Source organism: Aquiflexum sp. TKW24L (assembly GCF_023502205.1).
GTDB lineage: Bacteria > Bacteroidota > Bacteroidia > Cytophagales > Cyclobacteriaceae > Cognataquiflexum.
Genome location: NZ_JAMFLG010000045.1, coordinates 1 through 25,008, shown reverse-complemented (window position 1 = coordinate 25,008; position 25,008 = coordinate 1). Strand labels below are relative to the sequence as shown.

The window sequence follows — 25,008 nt, the reverse complement described above, 5'->3', positions numbered from 1 at the left end:
ATGGCATGATGGTGGGTATCTCCCACTGTGGACAGTGGTCCGTGGACTGATAACTAATCAACCTTCTCCCTCGTCCCTTTATACAATTCAAACTTCAAAAGCCTGCAATCAATTGTCCCGTTATAAAATTCGATTTTTCTTGCAGCACGCAATCCTACTTTTTTGCCAAGGGATACATTTCCTGTAAAAATAAAACCGGTATATCCGGGACACTTTTGTTTCATAAAATCCCCCATTCTCTTGTAAGTAATGGCCAAATCCTCCTCTTCACCCAATCTTTCTCCATATTCAGGATTGAAGAATACCACCCCGGAATCAGATTCAGGAACGGTCGTCTCTTCAAAATCACCCACTTCAAATTCGATCAAATCCTCCACTCCTGCCATAGCAGCATTTTCTCTGCTGAACAAAATCGCCTGCTCGCTGAGGTCACTTGCGATGATCCTTAGCCCCGGAACTTCCTTTATTTCCGATTGTAGTTTTTCCTTTGCTGTCAAAAATAAATCCTCCTCATAGCCTTTGATATGCATGAAAGCATAATGGTCTCTGAGTAGCCCCGGATACCTGTTGGTAGCCATCATGGCGGCTTCTATCGCCAAAGTTCCTGACCCACACATGGGATTGACAAAGGGGCTTTGCTTATCCCATTCAGTAGCAATGATTGTTGCAGATGCTAAGGCTTCCAACATCGGTGCCTTACCCGGAATTTTTCTATAGCCGTGTTTGGCCAAGGTTTCCCCGGTAGTATTGATATAGAGATTAGCTTGTGTTTCTTTCCAAAAAAGCTGAAATACGGCTCCTTCCAAAGCAGATCCCGAATCCGGCCTAATCCCGGACTTTTCCCTGAATCGGTCTACAATGGCATCTTTGATCCGGACATTGACAAAAAGGGGATTGTCTACACTCTGATTGTCCACATGGGAAATCACAGAAAAATAAGAGCTTTCGGAGATATAATCCTCCCAAGGCAATGCCTTGATCCTTCTATAAATATCATCGGCATGATGCAGGTAAAAAGACCTGATTTCGTAAAGCACATGACTGGCAGTCCTCAGATGAAGGTTCAAAAAAACACAGTCGGACAATGATGCTTCCAATTCGATGGAAGTCCTTTCTGTTTTTACAGGCGTAAAGCCCAAATCAATCAGTTCCTTTTCGAGATATGACGAAAACCTATCCTTGCAGGTGACTACCACCTTTCCTTTCAATCCAAAATCTACCATAACCACAAAGGTAAAAAATTTATAGTCATATGTCTCCTTCCCTTTCACCCAGATTAAGAATCGGGTTGGAAGACCGAAGTAAGAAGTAGGAAGATCAATTTACCTGCAATTCCGGCATCCGCCGAAAATTATTTGCTGTTACCCTATATGCTTAGATTTGATTATGTGTATTTGCGCCATGTTAGCCTGAAAAATGATCACCCTGTATAATTCATGGCTGGAAATCAGAATGTCCGGTACATCGGTCTTCCGACTTCGGTCTTCCGTCACAACTAAAGAAGAATATAGGATTACCGGCGAAGAAGGGTATACTCATTAATTATAAATACCGAAGATAAAATTCAAACTCACTCTAAATCAATATATCAAGGTTGATCATCAGGAATCTGAACAGTTTCACTCAGAAAAGGGCTCGTCATAAAATACCCCAAAACAATTCCCTGACCATTTCTCAACTTGATGTTGGATTGGGGATTTTGGGGAGGGGGAGAAAAAAGACCTCCGTCATTAAAGAGTAAGCTGACCAGTTGGTTCAAATAATCAAAAGCACTGCGGTTGAGGCGGAATAGTTCCAATCGGATCTTGTCATTAGCCTTAAATGGAAATCCCGAAAGCTCAAATCCATTGTCCAAAATAGCCGTACCAAATGAATCGTCAAACAAAAGGTAATCAAACCTGCTGTTTCTCAAAGTGTCATTTTCCACAATCCTGATCCGATAATTATTATCTTCAGTAAATGGAATCTTGCCATAAACGGTCAGGTAATATCCAGCCTCCCTAAAAAGCCGCTCTTCTTTAAATTCCACCACTACACTATCCAAAACCGGAGGACGTAAGATAGTCCCTTCTGACACATATTCTTTTCCATCCATCAGAACATTCAACTCATATTTTTGACCGACAATACCTCTAATGCTATTTTGGGCTAAGTATTTTTCATTGGATGGAGAATAAAAGAAATTCACCTTTGCTCCGGTCCTGACATTGGTGATACTCACCTCAGCATCTTTCACTATCTCATTGCTTCCCTGTTGGTAATAATCTTTTGAACGAGAGATTTTTACTTGGTTGAGTGCATTATTATCTGTCCAAATAGCCTCGATGACCGGAATGGGTTCGAGGGTATCCAAATCCAGTGTCACTTCCTCTTGGCAAGAAGAAAATAAAATCAGCATCAAAAGTAAGATCCGGCTTTTCATCAGAATTTGAAATTATAGGTCAATGCAGGCAAGAAAGTAAACAGGTACGTCATAATCACTCCCGGTCTTTGGGAAATAATTTCTCCGCCATCATCAGGATCAAAGGTGATGTCATCATTATAAATATCGGTAAACTGAAAGGTAAATGGATTTTTTCTTCCATAAAGGTTGTACACGCTAAAATTCCAACTGCCTCTCCATTTTCTTCCCTTGTCTTGGTTTCTCCAAGTGACAGATGCATCTACACGATGGTAATCGGGAAATCTGTTGGCATTTCTTTGGTCTCCATATACCGGCACCCGCTGGGTATCTACGACATAGGTGCCCGTGGGAAAAGTAACCGCCTGCCCGGAAGTGTATACAAATGTCAATCCCGCACTCCACCTGTCTGAGAATTCATGGTTCACGACCAAGTTGACATCATGTGGCCTGTCAAACCTTGGGTTATACCAATTGTCTCCGCTGATCCCTATGATTTTTCTCCAAGTCCGCGAATAGGTATATCCCAGCCATCCGGTAGTCTTGCCGACATTTTTTCGGATCAAAAACTCTGTACCATAGGCATAACCAACACCCGAGAGCAATTCCGTTTCAACATTGTCAGTGAATAGCACGCTTGCGCCCTGGCGTAAATCGATGACATTTCTGAAATCCTTATAATAGGTCTCCACGGACACTTCCCAAGTTCCTTTGGCAAAGTTCTTAAACACTCCCAAGGAAACCTGATCTCCTCTCAAAGGTTCGATGTAAGTGCCCGAAGGCACCCAACGGTCTATGGGAAGCCCGGCTGAACTGTTTGTGGCCACTTGGACATATTGGTGATTGCGGTTGAAGGCCGCTTTAAGGGAAAGATTTTCATCAATTAAGTATCTGAATGAAATCCTTGGCTCCAACCTTTGGAATCCTTTCATCTTTTCCAACCTTCCAAATGTCAATGTATCCGTCACATCTGCCTCAGGACTCGGAATCCCATTTTCATATTGATACAATACCCCTTTTCCCACCTCTTGGTATAGGCTCAACCTAAGGCCTGCCTCCATGAGGAGTTTGCTTCCCAATTCCGTTGTTCCAGATAGGTATAGGTTATTGAGCAATCCATTTTTTTGGTTGGTATTGATATCATTCAGGTTGGACTCGGGTGCGAGCTCCAAGCTGATCGGGGCAAAATGGTACCATTGCCCATGATAGCCGGCTTTTACCACCGAATTATTGCCTAAGAGCCAAGTCCACCCCATGTTGACGCCGCTTTCAGAAAGGGAATTAGACCAATTGAATCCATCCTGCGGATCGTCAAACAATACTTGGTATTGATACCTGCTGTGATACGCACTCAGGTCAAAGAATTTGGTGGAGCTGATATTTCTGTTCCAATTAAAGGAAGAAACAAAATTATTCCATCCCAAGCCAAACTGTCCGGACAGGCCCAAAAAGTCGGAGCCATAATAAGTAGAAAATGAAACCTTGTCTTTTTCTCCAAGTTTGAAAGTGAACTTTCCGCTGAGGTCGTAAAAATAAAGCTGGTTGTTTTTGATATTTTCATTGTTGGAAAGCCCTAAAAACAGATCCGCATAAGTCCTTCTTCCTGATATAATAAATGAAGACTGATCCGAAAATAGAGGACCATCTACCGTCAGTCTGGAACTGATCGTTCCTATCCCTCCTTCTCCCCTGATTTTTTGGAAATTACCCTCACGCATCGAAACGTCAATCACCGAAGAAACCCTTCCTCCCAACTCGGCAGGAATATTCCCTTTATAAAACTCTATACCCGACAAGGCATCTGGATTGAATACGGAGAAAAACCCGAAAAAGTGGGATGGATTATAGACTGGGGCGCCGTCCAGATTGATCAGGTTTTGGTCTGCCGAACCACCCCGCACAAACAACCCTGTCGTACCCTCTCCTGCAGTCTGTACACCTGGCAATAGCTGCAAACTTCTCAGGATATCTACTTCACCAAACAATGCAGGAATATTTTTGATCGTTTCGATGGGCACGATCGATTTTCCCATTTCGATTCCTTTTACATTTTGTTCTGGGTTGACATCTCGGATGATGATTTCTTGGAGAGAAAGCTCTTCAGGTTTGAGATAAAACTTAACCGGCTTTTCCAGATCCTTGACATTAAGTAATCTGACAGACTGCGAATACCCGACAAAAGAAATGATCAATTTTGCCGGAAGCGGCACAGTGGCTAAGCTAAAATCACCATTGATATCAGAAACGACACCTTTCTGTGGTGCTGATTCCCAATAAATATTAGCTCCCGGCAAAGGTGTACTTCCTTCTACTTCATAAACGGTTCCTTTGATAAAAGTCTGTTCTTGGGAATAAAGTAAGGTGGGCCCCAAAAATAAAAATACAATGAGCGTAAGTGGCAAAAACTTCATGTAGAAAATTTGGTTTGCAAGGATAACGGATTTTGGCCTTTGGGTGTTGAAATTTAGGTCAATAATTTCTTTTCCTTTTCTTTTCATCAATATTTTATAATTTCAGGGCATGATTTGGGCATACCCTGACACGAGATTGATTTATATATTGGCCATCGTTTTTGGCTTTTTGTATTTGGTATACTTATACCGTTTTTACATGATCAACAAAAAACTTGTGGTTCAAAAACACAGGTTATTTTTAAAACTGATTCTCAGGTTTTCTTATTTTATACTGTTTTTGATTGCATTGGCTGGGCCCTCTATTGGCACTTCCATGAAGGAAATCAAAGAAGAAGGCAAGGATATTTTCATTGCGATTGACCTTTCCCAGTCCATGAACGCGACTGACATCGGGCCAAGTAGGATTCAACGGATCAAATATGAACTCAAAAATCTCGTCAAGAATTTTACCGGAGACAGGATTGGTTTGATCATTTTCAGTTCAGAAGCATTTATCCAGTGCCCTTTGACCTTTGACCAAAATGTCTTGCAGCTGCACCTTGATGGCCTGAATACTGCCTTGGTTCCCAATCAGGGAACAGACATTTCTGCTCCATTGAATATGGCGCTGAATAAATTTGACTTGGAGGAATCAGCAGAGGCCAATTCCAAATCCATCGTCCTGATTTCAGACGGCGAGGATTTTGGAGAGGATTTTCAAGACATCACTTCCCAACTCAATGACAAAGGAATCAAAGTGTTTTCCTTAGGTGTGGGTACAAGTCAGGGAAGCAATATCCCAAAAGGAAGTGGAAAAATTATCGACCCAAACACCAACTTGCCGGTAATCAGCAGACTCGAATCAGGCAATCTGAAGCTGATAGCGTCACAGACAAACGGCTCGTATTTTGAGCTGAGCGATGAATTACAGGAAATCCCAGACCTCATGGCAGCCTTGGAAAGACAGGAAGCCACCGTCACCGGATCCAGAATGGTGGAAGCTTCTGCCAACAAGTACTTCTATTTTCTGTTAATTGCATTGGGATTAGCGCTTTTGGACCTGATGTTGCCATTCAAAACTATCAAATTGTAATAACGTGTAACCACCATGATGACTTCATTAAGTGTTTTCTTTTTAACAATCCTGATGATCACCTCCTCGTGGAATGAGGTGGGCAAAAGAAATGCTGCCATCAAAGCCGCTACAAAAAGTTATGAAGAGACGGATTATGAAGCCTCTATAACCAACCACCTCAGACTGATCAGCGAGTATAATCTTGGCACCCCCAATGTCAGCTATGACCTTGCACTGAGTCAGCACTACGGCGGGCAACCGGAACAGGCAGGACTTACTTACCAAAGTCTCTACCAATCCACGGACAAAAACATTGCTTCTTTTGCTTACAACCAAAACGGGATCCTCCTCGGGGAGCAAAAGAAATATGACGAAGCACTTGAAGCTTTCAAAATGGCTTTGATCAACAACTCATTTAATGAATCCGCAAGGTACAATTATGAATTGCTGAGCAGGTGGCTGCAACAAAATCCTGAACAGCAGGAACAGCAAAAGCAAGAGCAACAAGACAAAGAAGAACAGGAAAAACAAGAGGAGCAGGAAAAACAGGAGCAGGATAAAAAATCAGAGGAAAAAAAGGACGGCGAAGGTGAAGAGCAAACTGAGGAGGATGAGGCCACTGAATCCCAGAAAAAAGATGATAAAGAAGGTGAAAAATCCCAAGAAGAAAAAGATTCCGAGGAAGCCAGTGACATTGAAAGTGACCTGAGCGACAGAGAAAAAGCCTTAGAAAAAGTCAAGGAGAAATTAAAGGAAATGAACCTCTCTCCCGAGCAGGCCGCCCAAATCCTCGAAGCAATGAATGCTGCCGAACTCCGCTATATCCAGCAGAACAAGAAAAAACCAACCAAAAAGCCGCAGAGGGGATTGCCGGAATGGTAGTTAGAAGTTTGGAAGTTGGAAGTGGGGAGTTTGGAAATTTGGAGGTACGAAGTAACAAGTAAGAAGTAATAGGTAATAGGTAAGAAGTAAAAGGTAAGAAGTAAAATGTGAAAATTGCGAATCTAAGTCTTGAACCTTTTCCTATCTATTCTGAATAGTTTCCCTCGGCTTTCAAAGCGAAGTTGAAGGTCTTGAATCTTGTGTCTCTTGTCTTTTGTCTATTTGGGTCCCTGAGCGAAGTCGAAGGGTTTGCTTCTTGAATCTCAAATATCAAATCTCATATCTAAATTATAAACCCAAATGAAAGAAGTCTTTATCGTAGCCGCAGTGAGAACTCCATTGGGGAGCTTTGGTGGGAAACTATCAAGTTTGACCGCCATAGAACTCGGTAGCATCGCTATCAAAGGTGCCCTCAAAAAAGCAGGAGTAGATCCATCCGAAGTACAGGAAGTGATGATGGGTAATGTGATTTCTGCCAATCTCGGTCAGGCACCTGCCCGTCAGGCAGCTATCGGGGCCGGATTAGGATATAACGTCCCATGTACCACCATCAATAAAGTATGTGCTTCCGGAATGAAAGCGGTCATGTTTGCTGCACAGTCCATCATGACCGGGCAAAATGACCTCGTCGTGGCAGGCGGAATGGAAAGCATGTCCAATGTTCCCTACTATATCCCAAAAGGTAGATTTGGCTACAAATATGGAAATGCAGAACTCGTAGACGGTCTTGTCAAAGACGGGTTGTTTGAAGCATATTATAAATTCCCGATGGGAAATTGTGCTGACAATACTGCCAAAGAAATGAACATCAGCCGGGAAGAACAGGACGCTTATGCGATCCAATCTTACACACGCTCAGCAGATGCCTGGAAATCCGGTGCTTTCAAGGATGAAGTAATCCCTGTGGAAATCGCAGGAAGAAAAGGGGAAACGATCATCATAGATGAAGACGAGGAATTCAAAAATGTAATGTTTGACAAAATCCCTTCCCTCAGACCGGTTTTTGAAAAGGACGGAACGGTGACTGCCGCCAATGCCTCCACGATGAATGACGGTGCTTCAGCCTTGGTTTTGGCAAGCAAAGAAAAAGTAGAGGAGCTCGGACTTACACCCATCGCAAAAATCAGAGGCTTTGCAGATGCAGCCCAAGACCCGCTATGGTTTACCACCGCTCCGGCATTGGCTATCCCAAAGGCAATCAAAAATGCAGGATTAACGGAAGCCGATATAGATTACTACGAAATCAATGAGGCATTTGCTGCTGTAGCCATAGCCAACCAGCGTGAACTACATCTTGACAATGACAAGCTAAATGTCTTTGGAGGAGCAGTTGCATTGGGACATCCACTCGGAGCATCCGGTGCCAGAATCATCACCACGCTTCATTCAGTCTTGGACCAAAAGAAAGGTAAAATCGGCGTAGCAGGAATCTGTAACGGTGGCGGAGGAGCTTCAGCCATTGTCATCGAAAAACTATAATATTTCGGGGGTAAAGGGTTAAGTCCCTTTATCCCTATTTTTTTTATTCCTACTCAACCCCTTTAATTCCAAATGAAATCACTCCTTCTTTTATCGCAAAATCATCAAATTCCATACGGTTTGATAAGACTCGCGATAGTAATCTTTTTTGTTTTAGGGATTTTTGCTCCGGTTTTCTCTCAGGAATTGGTTAGGGTATATTATGATGAGGACAAGAAATTATTGAAGGAGGAATACAAAACCATCAATGGCGTCCCTCAAGGTGATTTCAAACTGTATTTGGCCTCAGGGGAATTGGCGCAGACTGGCCAACTGAAAGATGGTAAGAAAGAGGGTTTGTTTGTCGATTGGTATCCAGAGACTGGTGATACCCTTCGCAAGGTAAATTATGCCAATAACCAAAAACAAGGCAAATCCATCAATTACTTTCCTTCGGGTAAAATTTCCCAAGAAGTATATTATGTCGACAATAAAATCGAAGGTGAGATCATTTCCTATTTTGAATCAGGAGCAATCAAACAAAAATCCCAATTTAAAAACGACAAAATCAATGACTGGACTTTGGTGTACAGTGAAGAAATACCGGAGACCATTGTAGAAAAAATATACTTCAATGAGGGAGTAATTGAGATCAGGGAGAATTATCTAGAAAACCAGATCACAAACAGGTCAGTCTATAAAGCCGGTAAGCTGAACGGTCCTCAGTTTACTTTTTACCCGGGGGAATTGATTTCTTCCAGAATAGAGTACAAGGATGGATTCCAAGAAGGAGATGCGACTTTTTATTTTGAAAACGGACAGATCGCCAAGCAGGGAAAGTATAAAAAAGGAATTCCTGTCGGAACTTTTAAGAGTTATTATGAAAGTGGTAAAGTCGAAAAAGAAGTCAATTACAAAAATGGAAATATCATTGGCAAGGCAATCGGCTATTTTGAAAGTGGAAAAACTGCAGAAATCACCACTTTCAATTCCTATGGAGAAATAGTCCAGATTTTGGGTTTTTACGAAAACGGCCAAAAGGAAAGAATCCTCAATTTTAGAAATGGCTTGGAAGATGGAGAGGCACTTATCTACCATTCCAATGGCAAGCTAAAAGAGTCCATTTTTTACAGAATGGGAAAACCACACGGAATCCAAAAAATATTTGATGAAAATGGAAACTTGATTTCCGAGCGTGTATTCAAAGAAGGCAAGCCTGTGCCACAGCCCGCAAAAGAAAAGCTGGAAAAAACCGATAATTAATTAAATACAAATCCCCAAAACAGTCATCTTTTTCTATTTTTGCCAAATAGATTTAATTCATGAAAAAAGCCATAAAAGAAACCCATTTTCAATTCCCAAACCAGGTGGGTTTTTACATAGGTAAAGTGAGGGACGTGTATATTTTTGAAGACAAATTGGCTGTGGTCGCCACTGACAGGATCTCCGCTTTTGATGTGGTCTTACCCAAGCCTATACCTTTTAAAGGCCAGGTTTTAAATCAGATTGCAGCCCGTTTTCTCAAAGCAACTGCTGAACTGGTCCCCAATTGGGTGACTGCCACGCCGCATCCCTACGTCACTATTGGAAAGAAGTGTGAGCCTTTCAAAGTGGAAATGGTCATCAGAGGGTACCTTGCCGGCCATGCTGCTAGGGAATACAAAGCAGGAAAGAGGAGTATATGCGGGGTTTCCCTTCCTGAGGGATTGATCGAAAACGACAAACTCCCCCACCCGATCATCACTCCCACTACCAAAGCATCGGAGGGTCATGATGAGGATATTTCAAAAGAAGACATCCTCGCACAAGGTATCGTCAGTGCTGGGGATTATGCAGTATTAGAAAAATACACCCATGCACTCTTTGCCAAAGGAACTGAAATGGCAAAGGAAATGGGATTGATCTTGGTGGACACCAAATATGAATTTGGTAAATATGGAGATCAGATCCTCCTTATTGATGAAATCCATACGCCTGATTCTTCGAGGTATTTCTATGCGGACATGTATGAGGAATACCAAAATGCCGGTTTGGCCCAAAAGCAATTGTCCAAAGAATTTGTGAGACAGTGGCTGATTGCAAACGGTTTTCAGGGAAAAGAAGGTCAGTCTGTTCCGGAAATGAAGGATGTTTTTATAGATGAAATCTCCAACAGGTACATTGAACTCTATGAAAATATTATCGGGGAGCCATTTGTTAAATCTGCTTATACAGATTTGGAAGGAAGTATAGAAAAAGCCATATTGGAAAATATTTAATATGATTATCCGCTACTTTTGGTAATAGCTCCAAGTTCAGGATGAAAGCTGCGGATAATCACCATACACAATAATTAATATAAAAGACCGTCCTTATTTGAGGACTATATTCAAACATCAGTTGCTATGAAATATTCAGTAGATAAAAAAGAACAGTACGTAATTTTTACCCCAATGGAAGAGAAGTTGGATTCAGCCCTTTCTCCAAAACTCAAATCGGAACTTTTGACTGTTCAGGCCGAAGGTTATGAAAATCTGGTCATCGACATGAGTAATGTGAAATACGCCGATTCAAGTGGGCTGAGTGCACTTTTGGTAGGTAACAGGGAATTTGGGCGTAATGGGGGTATTTTCATTATTGCTGCTCCTCAGGAACATGTAATGAAATTAATTAAACTTTCCATGCTGGATAAGGTTTTCATCATTGTAGATACCATTGAGGAAGCTGCGGAAGCAGTCTTTATCCATGAAATTGAAGGAAAAGAACAAGAAGAGGAAGATTAATTTTGGATTTTGAAGTCACCATCCTAGGATCTAATTCCGCCATTCCTGCCCACGGAAGAAACCAGACATCACAACTGGTATCCGTGGGCAATTCTTTTTTATTGATCGATTGCGGAGAAGGGACACAGATTCAGCTTCGCAAGTTCAGGCTGAAATTTGGCAGGATTGATTTTATTTTTATTTCCCATCTTCACGGGGATCATTTCTATGGATTGATGGGGTTGATCTCAAGTTTCCACTTGGTCAAAAGGGAAAGGCTTTTGACCATCTTTGGGCCGAGCGGATTAGACGAGATCATCACCACCCAACTCAAATATACCGACACAAAATTGGGGTTCCCTTTGCGCTTTGTCCCCACAATCGCAGAGGGCAAAAACCTGATTTTGGAAGAGCCAATGTTTAGGGTATTTACATTTCCACTGCAACACAGAATCCCCTGTACCGGGTTTTTGGTAGAGGAAAAGCCTGGACTACGAAACATGGTCAAGGAAAAATTGGTGAAAAATAAATTACCTATAGAAGCTATTCTGTCCTTGCGTGAAGGAAAGGATTTTCAAGATCCGGATGGCAACATCCTGTACAAAGTGGAAGAATATACCTACCCGCCCAAACAGTCAAAAAAATATGGATACTGTTCCGACACAGTATTTGATCCGGGTATTGTGAATTATATTCAAGGAGTGGACCTTCTCTATCATGAGGCCACGTTTGGGGACGAGGAGGAGTTCCGGGCAGGAACTACCTTACACAGCACTGCAAGACAAGCAGCCATGATTGCCAAACAGGCAAGTGTGGGTACTTTGCTTTTAGGTCATTACTCCTCAAGGTACAAAGATCTCTCACCTATTTTAGACCAAGCTCAATCCGTTTTTGAAAACTCATTGTTAAGCGTAGAAGGAAGCACCTATCCTGTCTGATACATCTCCTCTTATTGACCAAACGCATTTATGGAGCAAAGCCTCAACCAAATGTCCTTTCAATCCAAAAAAACCAATCTGTTCATTATTCTGAGCGGGCTTTTTCTGACCAATGCGATTTTGGCTGAAATCATCGGTGTAAAGATTTTTTCTGGGGAAATGACCTTGGGAATCGAGCCTGTGGGCTGGAAAATCTTCGGAGACTATATCCTCGACTTCAACCTGACTGCAGGTGCGGTGATATGGCCTGTGGTTTTTATTACTACCGATATCATCAACGAATATTACGGAAAAAAGGGAGTTAGGAAAATCAGCTTCATGACTGCCTTTTTTATTGCATACATTTTTATTGTCATATCTGTGGTCACCGTCCTTCCACCTGCAGCATTTTGGTTGGAGGTCAATACCCCTGATGCTGATGGGAATCCCTTCAATATAGACACTGCTTTCAATATGATTTTTAGGCAAGGATTGGGAATTATCATAGGATCATTGACAGCTTTCCTTTTGGGGCAGTTGATCGATGTGTATGTCTTCCAAAAACTAAGAAAAATAACAGGTCCCAAAATGATTTGGCTCAGGGCCACCGGCTCTACGTTGGTTTCTCAATTGGTTGATTCCTTTGTGGTATTGGGAATTGCATTCTATGTTTTCGGAAATTGGAGCTGGGCACAGGTGGCCTCGGTCGCGATCATCAATTATGTCTACAAATTCAGCGTAGCCATTCTTTTAACACCTTTGCTCTATGTGGGCCACTATTTGATCGATGGATATCTTGGAAAAGATGTCGCAGAAAAAATGACAAAGGAAGCTTCTGAGGACACCTCATTTTTGTAAATTCCTTTATGATTATTTAAACAACACCTTCATTCTTTTCTGTGAAAGAGAAAAATTGATTTATTCCAGAACTTTTCAGTTGGAATTTTAGCCTGTAGAATCATTTTTTGAGATACAATCAGTATATTCCGCACAAGTATGTATATATAGTACATTTTACTATTGTTGAATAGATGAGTACCTTAAAAAAGCTTTTCGTATTATTCTATCTGGCCTTATTTTTTTTGGTAAGTGGTGTTAGTGCTATGTTGATAATCTCAAATAATCCTTGGGAACCTAACTTTATCATAAATCAATTAAATTTTCAAAATGACCCGCCAGTTGCGAGTTTTACATATCAAGCGGAAAATAATTGTTCCTCCTCTCAAGTTCAATTTACAAATACATCAACCGGGGCTGAATTGACTTATTTCTGGCAATTTGGAGACGGGAAAAATTCACGTGAGCCCTCACCAACATACTCATATGTATCTGAAGGAAATGGGATTCAAGAATTTACTGTAACCTTAACAGTCACTGATTCTCTAGATGTTTCTGATGAAACAAGTCAAACCATTACAATAGCACAAGTTCCAAACACAGATGTGGGAAGTGATAGAGACGATAATAACTTTGAAAACCTTCCATTTTTTATCGTCTGTGAAAATGAGCTTTCATCCTTTACCTTTTACAACAATTCCACTACCAAAGAGACAAATGTCTCCTACACGATCGAATGGGGAGATGGCTCGGAACCATTCGTGGCCAATGAATGGGATGAGGTCACCCATAATTATCCAATTGGGGTTTTTTACCTGGAATATACCATAGTAGGAGGAAACGGCTGCTCTATCACAAAAAAGATTGGGGTATTCATTGGATCAAATCCTGCTGTCGGTTTTGGAAATCCGGGAAATACCAACATCTGTTCGGGTGAGGCTTTAACCTTTCCCATTACCGGAACTGAAAACAACCCGGAAGGAACTACCTACACGGTAACATTCTCGGACGGAACTCCCCCACAAGTCTTCAATCACCCCCCACCAGCCACTGTCAGCCATGTTTTCACTGAAACTTCCTGTGGAAAATCCGGCGGTCAGGGTTTCCCAAATTCTTTTTCCGCCACCATATTAGCAGTAAATCCCTGCTCTGCGTCCTCCGCCCAGGTAGTACCCATATATATTACTGAAAAACCTGAACCCATCATCGGATTGGCAGATTCAGTTTACTGCCAAAACACTTTTTTCAATATCAGGAATGAAACACTTTATGGAAATGAAGTAAACAACAACGGTCAATGTACCAATACAGGAAAATTTGTCTGGGAAATCAGCCCTTCAACAGGTTGGGAATTAAGTGCAGGAAATACTTTAGGAACAAGGCCCAATCCCAATATCCCCAATTCTTGGCAGAATGGATCCATGATCCTGACCCCGAAATTTACCGAATCGGGAACTTATACCATCAAGCTGATTTCGGGCAACCGATGTGGAATCGAAGAAGTCAGCGAAACAATCTGCATCATACCTGAACCCATTGCTGCCTTTCAAATTGATAAAACGGAAGGTTGCGGACCGATTCAGGTCTCAGCTACAAATTCTTCAAATTTATTGGAAACCTGTGCCCCAATAGAAAATTTCCTTACTTGGTCTGTGGCCTTCGAAGGCGGGGAATGCAGCACCGGCGGATCATGGGAGTTTGCCGAGGGAAGCACCGCAAAGTCCATCAATCCCGTTTTCAATTTTACCGGTCCGGGAAACTATATAATTACCCAGACGCTGACGACCAATTGCGGGGTATTTACAGCAGCTGAGGTTATTTCTGTTTTTGCGCCACCTATCGTGAACCTAGACAATGTGCCCGATGCCTGCGGAGAACTTGTCCTAAATCCCGTGGCGGATGTAAGGTTCTGTGGCACAGATGCGACAGTTTTCAACTGGACATTTGAAGGTGGGATTCCTGCTACTGCCAATACCTTAGATCCCGGAACCATCACCTATAATACTCCGGGCATAAAAACCATCACCCTCGAAGTCACCAATTCCTGCGGAACTGTCCAGAAATCCACACAGTTTACGCTCAATCCACTACCTGTGGTAGATGCAGGGGAGGATCAAGATATCTGCAAGGGAGAATCAATTACCTTAAGCTCGGATGTTGCTCCTGAGGGAACCTACACCTATGCCTGGACCGCAGATCCGGCAAGTCCTATCCAAAATGCCAATACAAAAACTCCAACCATCAAACCTTCAGAGACTACTACATATTCTGTTTTGGTGAGAAATACCGTAACAGGCTGTGTTAATTCTGATGCAGTAACAATCACCGTCCTACCAGCTCCGGTGGTTGGATTTTCTATTCCTGATCAGGTTATCTGTTCTGGCGAAACTACAGCTCCGGTTACCCTCCTTTCTGACCCATTGGGTTTTGAAATCGAGTGGGATGCCCAAGCCAATGGTGTCCAAGGTGTCATTGAAAGTGGCATCAATCTCATCCCAACCCAAACTTTAAAGAATACTTCCAACAATCCTATTGAGGTGATTTTCTCGGCCAAAATTGTAGCAGAAGACCTCGGTGCCTGCGAAGAACTTGTCGCTGTTTATAAAATCACAGTCAATCCTGAGCCTGTCTATTTAGATGAAACCTTGGAAATATGCAGTGAGACAGCTCTGAATTTTACACCTCAAGGGTTGGTTCAGGGTTCTTTATTTACATGGACTGTGGTCGCGGAACCCAACATTTCGGGAGCAACAGATGCTACTGAACCAGTGACTGCCATCCAAAATATTCTCATCAACAATACCAATCAACCAGGAATAGTCACCTATCAAATTACACCGTACATAGGCGTCTGCCCGGGTGCACCTTTCACCCTGACTGTTACTGTCCAACCTAGACCTTCGATTGCTTTCTCCCTCCCTGACCAAACTTTGTGTACAGGAACATCCAACGAACCCATCATCATCTCCAGTGACGTAGCCAACGCAACTTTCACTTGGACCGCAATTCCAAACGGTGCACAGGGAGTGGCTTTGTCGGGAACAGGAAATACGATCCCCGTCCAATCATTGACCAATCCGACTCCTAATCCTGTCACTGTAACTTATCAGGTAATTGCTTCAGTCGGTACACAAGCCATTTGCTCGGGAACACCTCAGGTCTATCGCATCACAGTCAATCCCTCGATTACCCTGCCTAACAATGTGTCTGATTTTTCTGGATTTGGAATCAGTTGCTTTGGGGCCAATGATGGTAAAATCACCGCCAATCCAACCGGTGGGAATGGTAATTTTATATTTACCTGGACAGGGCCAAATGGATTTACAGCAAATACATCAATTATCGAAAACCTAATTCCGGGCGGGTACTCAGTCTTGATCGAAGATGAATTTGGTTGTAGCATTTCAAGGGATTATTCCATCACCCAACCGGAAGCATTACAGGTTTCACTTGTTTCCACGAGAGATGTTTTTTGCAAAGGAGATGCCACGGGAAGAATTGAAGTGGCCGCTTCGGGAGGAATCATTTCACAGCCTTACCGATACAATTGGACAAGGAATGGTCAGCCATTTCCTGCCAATGGACCAATCCTTCAAAATATACTTTCAGGTACCTACCAACTGACCTTGGTAGACAACAACAATTGCGCGGTCTCTACAGGTCCGATTGTCATAAAGGAACCTGATACCCGCCTCGCAATCCAGATCACGAAAAGAGATATCTCCTGCTACGAGGCATTTGATGGACAGATCGACCTTACGGTGACCGGGGGTGTGGCACCCTATGAGATTAACTGGGATTTTGGATCAAAACTTACTTCTTTTCAAAATGTGGGCCCCGGCACTTACACTGTGACAGTATCAGATCAAGCTGGTTGTATTCTGACCCAGTCTGTAAGTATCGTGGATGCGCCGGTTTTCAAAATCAATTCTCAAGTGAAACAAATCACCTGTTTTGGGAAAAATGATGGTGCCATAGATCTCAATATCGAAGGTGGAACTGAAGGTGTCAATATCAAATGGGATAACGGGCAGGAGTTGCCAGGCTTATTTAACCTAGCACCCGGAACATATGGTGTGACTCTGACCAAATTTGGGATCTGCCCGATCCGAAGTGAATACAATATCATCCAGCCCGATCCTTTGGTATTGGAACCTACCGTGACAGATGCACTCAACTGTAACAATCCTCAAAGCGGAAGTATTCAGGTCAATGTAGCCGGAGGAACACCACCCTTTACTTTCAGGTGGAGTAACGGCAGTACCCAACAGAATTTGACAAATCTTTCATCCGGTCCCTATTCTTTGGAAGTCAGAGATGCCAATGGCTGTTTGACCCAAGGCAGTTATATCATCAAAAGACCCGCTCCCCTAGAAGTAGTGACGGTAAGAAATACAAGGGTGGTTTGTGAACCAAGAGAAATCATTGAAGAGTTTACTATTGCTATCGCAGGTGGAGTCCCCCCTTATTCGATCCAATGGTCAGGAGGAGAGGCAAGTCAAGGAGGTTTGAAAATGTCTACCAATAGGTCCGGACTGTTTATCCTGAATATTACCGATGGCGCAGGCTGCACATACAGAGAATCCTATCAAGTAGACGACTCCAATGTGGTCTTAAATACTGATATCAAATCAATTGGGTATGACCAAAATGGGTCCTTCCTTGTCGGTATTCCCATCACTTTTGAAAATAAAACCATAGGCAATATCATCACCTACTTCTGGGATTTTGGAGATGGAAATACAAGTTCAGAGACCAACCCAACTCATACCTATCAAAAAGGAGGAAAATATGTTGTCATCCTTCAAGCGATTGATGCCAATGGTTGTATTCAGGAAATCAAAAGAGAAATCGAAATCACAGACTTTTTCTTGGTAGTTCCCAATGTATTCTCTCCTAACGGGGATGGTGTCAACGATTACTTCTTCCCAAAATTTGTCAATATCACAAAAGTTGAATTCTGGATCCTGAACAAATGGGGAGAAACCATTTTCTACACCCAGGACATCAATTCCCAAGGATGGGACGGGAAAGTCGGCGGTGATTATGCCATGCCGGGCAATTATGTGTATAGGCTCAAATTTGAAACCGTAGATGGTCGGGTACAAACACAAACGGAGGTCTTCCTCTTACTGAAATGATGGTAAAAAGAATCATAACCTCGTTGATCTTACTCCTTGCCTTCCTTCATGTGTCGGCACAGGATTTCCATTTTTCGCAGTTTTATGCCTCTCCGCTCAACCTTAACCCTGCCCTGACCGGCTCAACGGAATTGACCCGGGTGGGCGTCAATTATCGCAAACAGTGGCCCGGACTGAATTATGACTTCAATGCCTACTCAGCGTATTTTGACCATTACAGTTTTGACCTGAACAGCGGCTTTGGCTTTATGGTCAACAGCTTCCAAGAATCCAACATGCAGATCAATACTACGGATGTATCGCTTTTGTACAGCTACAACCTGCAAGTAGCAGATACTTGGAATTTCAGGTTTGGAGGGCAAGGGGCATGGGTAAGACGAAGTGCGCAACTCGACAACCTCGTATTTGGTGATCAGGTGGATCTTTTTAACCGCACAGTCAACCAAACCACCATCGACCAAATTCCGGAATTTGAGCCAAATGGATACCTCGACCTTTCCTTTGGGGCTTTGGTCAACAACGAATATTTTTGGTTGGGTGGCTCGGCACACCATGTCAATAGGCCTGGACTGAGCTTTTTCCCTGACAACGAAGCCGGCTTCCTTCCAATAAAATGGAGCTTTCACGGTGGAATCAATTTCCCTTTGGGCACAAGCAATTATTTCGGATCTAAGTTTGAAAATCAGGTGTCTATCCTCGCCAACTACAAAAACCAAAACCCTTTTCAGCAACTAGACCTTGGCGTTCAGATGCTCTATGGAAATGTGATTGGCGGATTGGGATTCAGAGGTATTCCTGGTGTAAGGGACATGCCAAATCAGGATTCTATTATTTTCCTGTTGGGCATTAACTTAGACAATGGCATGGTTATCGGCTATAGCTATGATTTTATGATCTCCAACATTGGCTTCCAAACCCAAGGCGCCCATGAAGTTTCTTTCCGCTACCAGTTCCTGATGGGCGATCCCAAATCCCGTAACCAAAAAAGCAGGGTTTTGAAGTGCTTTAATTTTATGATGTAAAGATTGGGTTGGCTTTTAGTAGAGTATGTGGATGTGTCAAAAATATCGATATTGTAAATCTTCCTTAAAGAGCTATACCAGTCAATTTTGGGTCGCACGTTCTATCTGTCCTACTTTACTCATCATTCTTGGCGTTTAATTTTTGATGGGCTATCTCTACCGCTCTATGCAACTTTTCCCGCAATATTTTTTGTGAGGGCAAGATAGTCATATAGTCTGCCACCCGAATATTGCTTTTATCCAATTGCATCAACTCCACATGTTCTTCGTTTTTTCCTGTGCATAGGATCAAACCAATCGGAGTATTTTCCCCTTCCACTTGCTCGTATTTTTCTAGATATCTCAGATAAAACTCCATTTGACCTTTGTAGCTTGCTTCAAATTCACCGATTTTTAGGTCGATGGCTACCAAGCATTTCAACCTGCGGTGGTAAAAAAGCAAATCAATGTAGTAATCCCGGTTATCTATGCTAATCTGTTTTTGTCTGGACAAAAAAGCAAAATCGCTCCCCAATTCTATTAAAAAGCGCTGCAACTCAGCAATGATGCTTGTCTCTAAGTCTTTTTCAGAATACAGATCACCCAAACCTAAGAAATCTAAAAAGTAAGGGTCTCTGAAAACCAAATCAGGATTTAGCTTTTGCTCGTTTTTGAGTAGTTCTAAATCTTGCCGGATGGTCAATTCCGGTTTTTTGCTGATGGCTGTTCGTTCATACAAAAGCGATTGTATGCGTTCTTGAAAAACCCGAACACTCCATTTTTCGAGTATGCACATTTCGATGTAAAACTCGCGTTTTAATGATTCTTCAATGGGGATGAGAATTTTGATATGCGACCAACTCAATTGTCGCATCAGTGATACGACAATCTTTTCATCTGGAAAAACTTCAGCAAACTGCATCATTCTGCGGAGATTTTTCTCAGAAAAGGATGTTCCGTATTCTTTTTCTAATTGTCGCCACAGTGTAGCGACAATCTGTTTTCCATATTTTTCACTGTGGTTTTTATTTTCAATCTCTTGATTTATACGCTTTCCTATTTGCCAATAGAGCATACTCATGGTAGCATTTACAGAAACAGCTATCTATTGCTTACTTTGCTCTATTAATTCTTTGATCGAAGCAACAAGTGGATGATATTGAAGTTCTTTGCTCATCGTCAGAATCAGGATTTAATGATTTTAGAATTTTCAGGATTACTGTTTTCCTGATACTTTTTATTGAATACTTTTTTGAATTGCAAACTTGTACCTCCAATTCTTGATCGGCTAATCTAGTTTAAAAATCCTTTTGTTCCCTATCCCGTGATCAGGGTATTTTTCAAAAAACAGGTAAAGGTTTGATAATCAAGAAAAGGTGATGTCATGGGTTTACGTGCATGTTCCCCTATCCCTCAGGTATAGTCCCGCCCACCTTGTCCTATATTCCCCTTAACCATACTCCGCCTCTCAGTTAAGGATACTCCGTGTCCTAGCTAGGGATACTCCGCCTCTGGGTTACCCTTGAGCTACCTCCCATCTATACCATTCCTTGTAGTACCTTACTTGATTTCCCCTACCATTTCGGTAATAATGATTTTCCTGCTTTACTAAATCCGTGACCGAAATAAAAAAAACGGCATTCCTATTTCACCAAGGGCCGCGGTGCATGGGAATTACTGATAGTATGAAGATTGTTATAGCACCTTTCCCATGGCTACCAAGATTTCACCCCGATGGGGCTGATTGTCGAAGAAGACTAAAGAATAGAAATTTCATTGGTTTATAAATCAGGAATCTAATTTTTAATGAAAATCATAAAATGGAACAACTGTGGGGAGGAGGAAATTTTTCCGGGCCGGCGGTGGCCAAGTGTGTGGATAGGATTAAAATTTCTTGCCTTTTTTGGTTACTTTTTGTGGTAAGACAAAAAGTGACAGAGAAAAAAACATAAAGAATATATCTACACAATTGAATTAGAAAAAATACCCCTACCATTTCGGTAATGAGAATTCTCCTATTTATAAAATCCATGACCAAAATAAAAATAACGGCATTCCCATTTCACCATGGGCCGCGGTGCATGGGAATTACTGATAGTATGAAGATTGTTATAGCACCTTTCCCAAGGCTACCAGAATTTCGCCACTATGTGGCTTTTGTCCCAACCCCCCCATCGGTTACCCATCCTTCTACTTCCGTTTCTCTCACCGCAACTTCATCAACAAATAAGCATACATCAAGGCAGTGGATTTTGCCCGCTGTTCATTAGTGGATGAACCGGCATGACCGCCTTCAGTATTTTCATAATACAAGATAGGATATCCCATGTCCATCATTTTTGCAGCCATCTTACGGGCATGACCGGGGTGAACCCGGTCATCTTTGGTGGAAGTGAAAAAGTAAACTTCAGGATAGGCGACACCTTCTTTCAGGTTATGATAAGGAGAGTATTTTTTAATAAATGCCCATTGTTCGGGCTTGTCAGGGTCTCCATATTCTCCCATCCAACTTGCTCCTGCAAGCAATTGGTTGTAACGCTGCATGTCCAATAAAGGTACCGCACAGACGACAGCTTGATACAAGTCAGGCCGCTGTGTAAACGCAACCCCTACAAGCAAACCGCCATTACTCCCGCCATATATTCCCAGGTTTTTATTGGAGGTGATTTTCCTTGAAATCAGGTCTTCTGCCACGGCGTGGAAATCATCATAGACATTTTGTCTTTTTTCCTTTAATCCTGCCTGATGCCATTTTGGACCAAATTCCCCTCCTCCACGGATGTTGGCAAGGACATACACGCCCCCATTTTCCAACCACGCCGTTCCTGTGGTAGCAGAATAATTGGGAACTTGGGATACCTCAAATCCTCCATAAGCATAAAGCAAAGTCGGATTTGTGCCATCTAACTTGGCTGATTTAGAGGATACTACGAAGTAGGGAACCAACGTCCCATCTTTTGACTTTGCTTGGAATTGTTGCACCTGGTATTTACTTCCGTCAAAATAGGCAGGCAAAGATTTAAAGGGTTTATATGAATTATCATCGGCATTTGCTATAAATAGCGTAGTTGGCGTAAGGAAGTTGGTGAATGTAAAAAAGTACTCACCCGAAAGCTCGTCAGTGGCAGCAAGGCCAATAGTCCCCAAGTCTGGCGCATTGACTTTTTCCTTTTCCCATTTTCCATTGTCAAAAGAATAGATGTACAATTCGCTTTTAACGTTGGTCAGTAGATTCACCAACAGCTTGGATTTCGTTGAACTTACACCCTGCACACTTGTCTGCTCATCCGGTTGGAATATCACTTGGATCTTTTTTTGCCCATCGATCAGTTCCTTCAAATCCAGACTTATCAATGTTCCTTGTGCGTAAATCTTGCCATTGACATTCCAGTCTGATTTCAGATTCAAAACCGCTTGATTGTTTAACAATCCTGAAATGGAAGCATCTTCAGGAATATCCAATTTGACAAGTTTATTATTCAACCAAAGGTAGGTATGGTATGAAAAAATAGTTATGGCTTTGGTAATGAGCGTATAGCTTTCAGAACCGTCTCTGATTTGTCCTCCGAATGAGCCCAAATCTGTTTCTTCTGCCTCATAAATTAACAGGGCATCTTGAAGAGTGGTTCCTCTTTTCCACATTCTGACCTGTCTTGGATACCCTGAAGTGGTCATTGAATTCTCCCCAAACTCTGTGTAAACAATCAAAGTGTTTCTGTCAATAAAATCAGCTCCCCCTTTTGACTCGTCAATAAAAAAACCATCATTGACAAAGGCCTTTTTGTTAACATCAAATTCTCTGATCTCAACCGCGTCTCCACCTCCTTTTGACAGATTGACGAGGAACAAATCATAGGTCGGGTGCAGGCCCGAAGCTCCTTTAAAAACCCATTGGACATTATCCTTTTTGGACATTTCATCCAAATCCAGAAGCACTTCCCAATCAGGGTTGCCGGAAACATAGCTTGATTTAGAAGCCCTTCTCCAAATCCCCCTTACATGCTCTTTGTCCTGCCAAAAGTTATAGATGAAATCCCCGTTGATGGTCGGATAAGCTATTCTATCCGGTGAATTATAGATCTCCAGACTTTTGTTAAAAATATCCTGGTACTCTTTTTGGCTGCTGAGTCTTTCTTCTGTGATCTTGTTTTGCTTTTTCACAAATTCTAGGGCCCGATCTCCCTCTACCTCCTCCATCCACTTATAGGGATCTTCTTGGGATATAGCGCTTAAGCAAGCTGCGAAAAATAGCATTGGAATTATTATGTGGTTTTTCATAAGGTATATTTTTTTTGGTTAGAAAAATTGCAGGAATTATAAGGAATTGATTGAAAAAATGAGGTTTTGGATTTTTGGCTAATTATCGTAGCAACACTCATTCTAACATGTCTTCACAAAGGCTAACTAAGTCGTTTTACCGTTACGATTACAAGTACCAAAATACTAATTTTTCATGGTTTCGTCTATAGAAAAAATACTGATACCTGATTCAACCAACTAATTTAAAATCTTCTCTGACCTTTTGATCAAATCCTGAAGGTCATTTTCCTCCTCGATCGTACGCTTGCCGTTATTCAACACCATTTCGGCATGTTTGACCACCGCCTTTTTGTGCCTTTCATTTGTAAATCCACCGATGGTAATCAATGCCTCCATCAACCTGATGATCACCGCGGGACTTCCTTCTGAAAATTGCCGGATCTGGTTGAATGCCGCATCCAAAACTCCTTCAAAATCTATCACATCAGCAATCACCCTTAGATTTCCTTCCTCATCATATCGGTATTTGGACGGAAATTTTGCTTGTGCCAAGTAAGACATCGTTGCTGTCAGGTTGTCAATGCAAGCCAAGGCTGTATAGGGATCATTGACACCAGGAGAAAGTGCGCGGACAGCAATTTCGACCATCTGATGGACAGAATATTCAAGGTCTTGTTGCGAGGTTTTTGTTTTCCCGATTACTAATTGCTTGTTAATCTTTTCAAGTTCTTCTTCTTCCCAAATGCTTGTAGTATACAGTGTCCCGATTTCAATACCCTCTACAAGGTGTGAACCAGGTCTGTGAAATATATCAAGCAATGAATCATTTTTGCTGATAATTTCCACCAAATTTTCACCGTCGATATACTGGAGGTAACCGCTTTTTGAGCATTTAATGGAAATACGTTGTGAGTAAGCTGAAATAACTTTGGAGATATCCATATTGGCTTCTGACTCCTTCTCCTCCCCCATTTTTTCAGGGAAAAGAGTTTGCACTTGTTTGGAGATAAAGTCAGAGATGTCAGAGATCACATGATCCGCCTGAATGCTGGTAGCGATGCGGTGGATAAACACAATCAGTAAAACAATATTGGTGATGGCGGCCACAATTGCCACCAAAATGGAAATGGAAGGAATGAAGGTATAGTCATCGCCGGCCTTGACGGCATTCAAGACAAGCAGGCAATACAAGTAGGTAGAAACATACGATCCCAACACCACCTGATTGAGTCGGACATACATAAAGTTTTTGATAAGCCTCGGCCCGAATTGGGAGGAAGCGAGCGTCAAGGCAACTAAAGTGATAGAAAAAACTGTACCTGCTACGCCCATCATTGCCCCGGATATCGTGGATAGAATTGTTCGTGCTGAATCCGAACTGTTCACCAAAAAGAGCCTCGCTATTCCATCTTGAGAAATATCAATTAAGCCATCTAAATACACCAAACCTATCGATAGCAGGATGGAAAGAATGATGATAATGACCGGTACAAACCAAAAAGTTGCTTTCAATTCACTCCATTGAAACAGCATTTTTTTCATGGGACAGGTTTTTAGATCAGAGGTTTATAAATGAAAAGTTAAAAAATTTATAGTGGATCGGAGCATTGAATGAAGTTAGACAGAAAATATTCTATGAAAACAGGAATCTAACTTGCAAATAGCGGACCATGTTAGGAGTTATTTATGCTGACGGTTTGGCGGCTTTGCTTTCGGGCAGGCACTTCAGCACAACACTTGAAATTAAGAACCCCCATGGGCGTAGTTAAGACCTTCGGTGGTGGCTGGGTGGATGCCGATAGCTATCGGCATGTAATTCCACCCTCTTATCCTTGCCAATATATAATTGGAAATAATCAGACAATCCCAAACTTAAGGATAATTCTCGGTAGATCGAATTAT

General features: G+C 42.1%; 16 protein-coding genes. 10 read left to right on the top strand and 6 right to left on the bottom strand.

Annotated elements, in window-relative coordinates:
• Positions 1 to 53: 53 nt before the first annotated feature.
• The 3 genes from M3O96_RS19680 to M3O96_RS19670 form a co-directional block, all read right to left on the bottom strand.
• Complete coding sequence (locus M3O96_RS19680) at positions 54 to 1,223, bottom strand: THUMP domain-containing class I SAM-dependent RNA methyltransferase (protein ID WP_249723590.1); 1,170 nt, start codon at positions 1,221 to 1,223, stop codon at positions 54 to 56.
• A gap of 365 nt (positions 1,224 to 1,588) precedes the next feature.
• Entirely contained in the window at positions 1,589 to 2,422 is an 834-nt protein-coding gene (locus tag M3O96_RS19675) for a DUF4249 domain-containing protein (RefSeq protein WP_249723588.1), read from the bottom strand.
• Complete coding sequence (locus M3O96_RS19670; RefSeq protein WP_249723613.1) at positions 2,422 to 4,812, bottom strand: TonB-dependent receptor; 2,391 nt, start codon at positions 4,810 to 4,812, stop codon at positions 2,422 to 2,424. Before M3O96_RS19670 ends, M3O96_RS19675 begins: the two co-directional genes overlap by 1 nt.
• A 109-nt stretch (positions 4,813 to 4,921) precedes the next feature.
• Here M3O96_RS19670 and M3O96_RS19665 point away from each other — a divergent pair, with 109 nt between their 5' ends.
• The 10 genes from M3O96_RS19665 to M3O96_RS19620 all read left to right on the top strand — a co-directional run bounded on the left by M3O96_RS19665 (position 4,922) and on the right by M3O96_RS19620 (position 18,867).
• A complete protein-coding gene (locus M3O96_RS19665; protein WP_249723586.1) occupies positions 4,922 to 5,887 on the top strand; it encodes a vWA domain-containing protein in 966 nt (321 codons plus the stop codon).
• Positions 5,888 to 5,902: 15 nt separating this feature from the next.
• On the top strand, positions 5,903 to 6,751 hold the full coding sequence (locus tag M3O96_RS19660) for a hypothetical protein (RefSeq protein ID WP_249723576.1): 849 nt from the start codon (positions 5,903 to 5,905) through the stop codon (positions 6,749 to 6,751).
• Positions 6,752 to 7,051: 300 nt separating this feature from the next.
• Positions 7,052 to 8,230, top strand: coding sequence for an acetyl-CoA C-acyltransferase (locus M3O96_RS19655; protein ID WP_249723575.1), 1,179 nt, complete (start codon positions 7,052 to 7,054; stop codon positions 8,228 to 8,230).
• Positions 8,231 to 8,350: 120 nt separating this feature from the next.
• Complete coding sequence (locus M3O96_RS19650; protein ID WP_249723573.1) at positions 8,351 to 9,472, top strand: toxin-antitoxin system YwqK family antitoxin; 1,122 nt, start codon at positions 8,351 to 8,353, stop codon at positions 9,470 to 9,472.
• Positions 9,473 to 9,531: 59 nt separating this feature from the next.
• The gene (locus M3O96_RS19645) at positions 9,532 to 10,467 is read left to right on the top strand and encodes a phosphoribosylaminoimidazolesuccinocarboxamide synthase (RefSeq protein WP_249723571.1); all 936 of its coding nucleotides are present in this window, start codon (positions 9,532 to 9,534) and stop codon (positions 10,465 to 10,467) included.
• A 126-nt stretch (positions 10,468 to 10,593) separates the two neighbouring features.
• A complete protein-coding gene (locus tag M3O96_RS19640; protein WP_249723569.1) occupies positions 10,594 to 10,971 on the top strand; it encodes an STAS domain-containing protein in 378 nt (125 codons plus the stop codon).
• A 2-nt stretch (positions 10,972 to 10,973) separates the two neighbouring features.
• Positions 10,974 to 11,888 carry a ribonuclease Z gene (locus tag M3O96_RS19635; RefSeq protein WP_249723567.1) on the top strand — a complete coding sequence of 305 codons (915 nt, stop codon included), beginning with the start codon at positions 10,974 to 10,976 and terminating at the stop codon, positions 11,886 to 11,888.
• A gap of 30 nt (positions 11,889 to 11,918) precedes the next feature.
• On the top strand, positions 11,919 to 12,725 hold the full coding sequence (locus tag M3O96_RS19630) for a queuosine precursor transporter (protein ID WP_249723565.1): 807 nt from the start codon (positions 11,919 to 11,921) through the stop codon (positions 12,723 to 12,725).
• A 173-nt stretch (positions 12,726 to 12,898) separates the two neighbouring features.
• Entirely contained in the window at positions 12,899 to 17,845 is a 4,947-nt protein-coding gene (locus M3O96_RS19625; protein ID WP_349630859.1) for a PKD domain-containing protein, read from the top strand.
• Positions 17,842 to 18,867: a PorP/SprF family type IX secretion system membrane protein gene (locus M3O96_RS19620; protein ID WP_283774052.1), complete on the top strand. Its 1,026-nt coding sequence runs from the start codon at positions 17,842 to 17,844 to the stop codon at positions 18,865 to 18,867. Before M3O96_RS19625 ends, M3O96_RS19620 begins: the two co-directional genes overlap by 4 nt.
• Positions 18,868 to 18,982: 115 nt before the next feature.
• Here the strand turns inward: M3O96_RS19620 and M3O96_RS22145 are convergent, their stop codons facing one another.
• The 3 genes from M3O96_RS22145 to M3O96_RS19605 form a co-directional block, all read right to left on the bottom strand.
• A complete protein-coding gene (locus M3O96_RS22145; RefSeq protein ID WP_349630861.1) occupies positions 18,983 to 19,951 on the bottom strand; it encodes a PDDEXK nuclease domain-containing protein in 969 nt (322 codons plus the stop codon).
• Between the two features lie 1,100 nt (positions 19,952 to 21,051).
• A complete protein-coding gene (locus tag M3O96_RS19610; RefSeq protein ID WP_249723535.1) occupies positions 21,052 to 23,124 on the bottom strand; it encodes a prolyl oligopeptidase family serine peptidase in 2,073 nt (690 codons plus the stop codon).
• A 219-nt stretch (positions 23,125 to 23,343) separates the two neighbouring features.
• On the bottom strand, positions 23,344 to 24,648 hold the full coding sequence (locus M3O96_RS19605) for a DUF2254 domain-containing protein (RefSeq protein WP_249723525.1): 1,305 nt from the start codon (positions 24,646 to 24,648) through the stop codon (positions 23,344 to 23,346).
• Positions 24,649 to 25,008 lie beyond the last annotated feature (360 nt).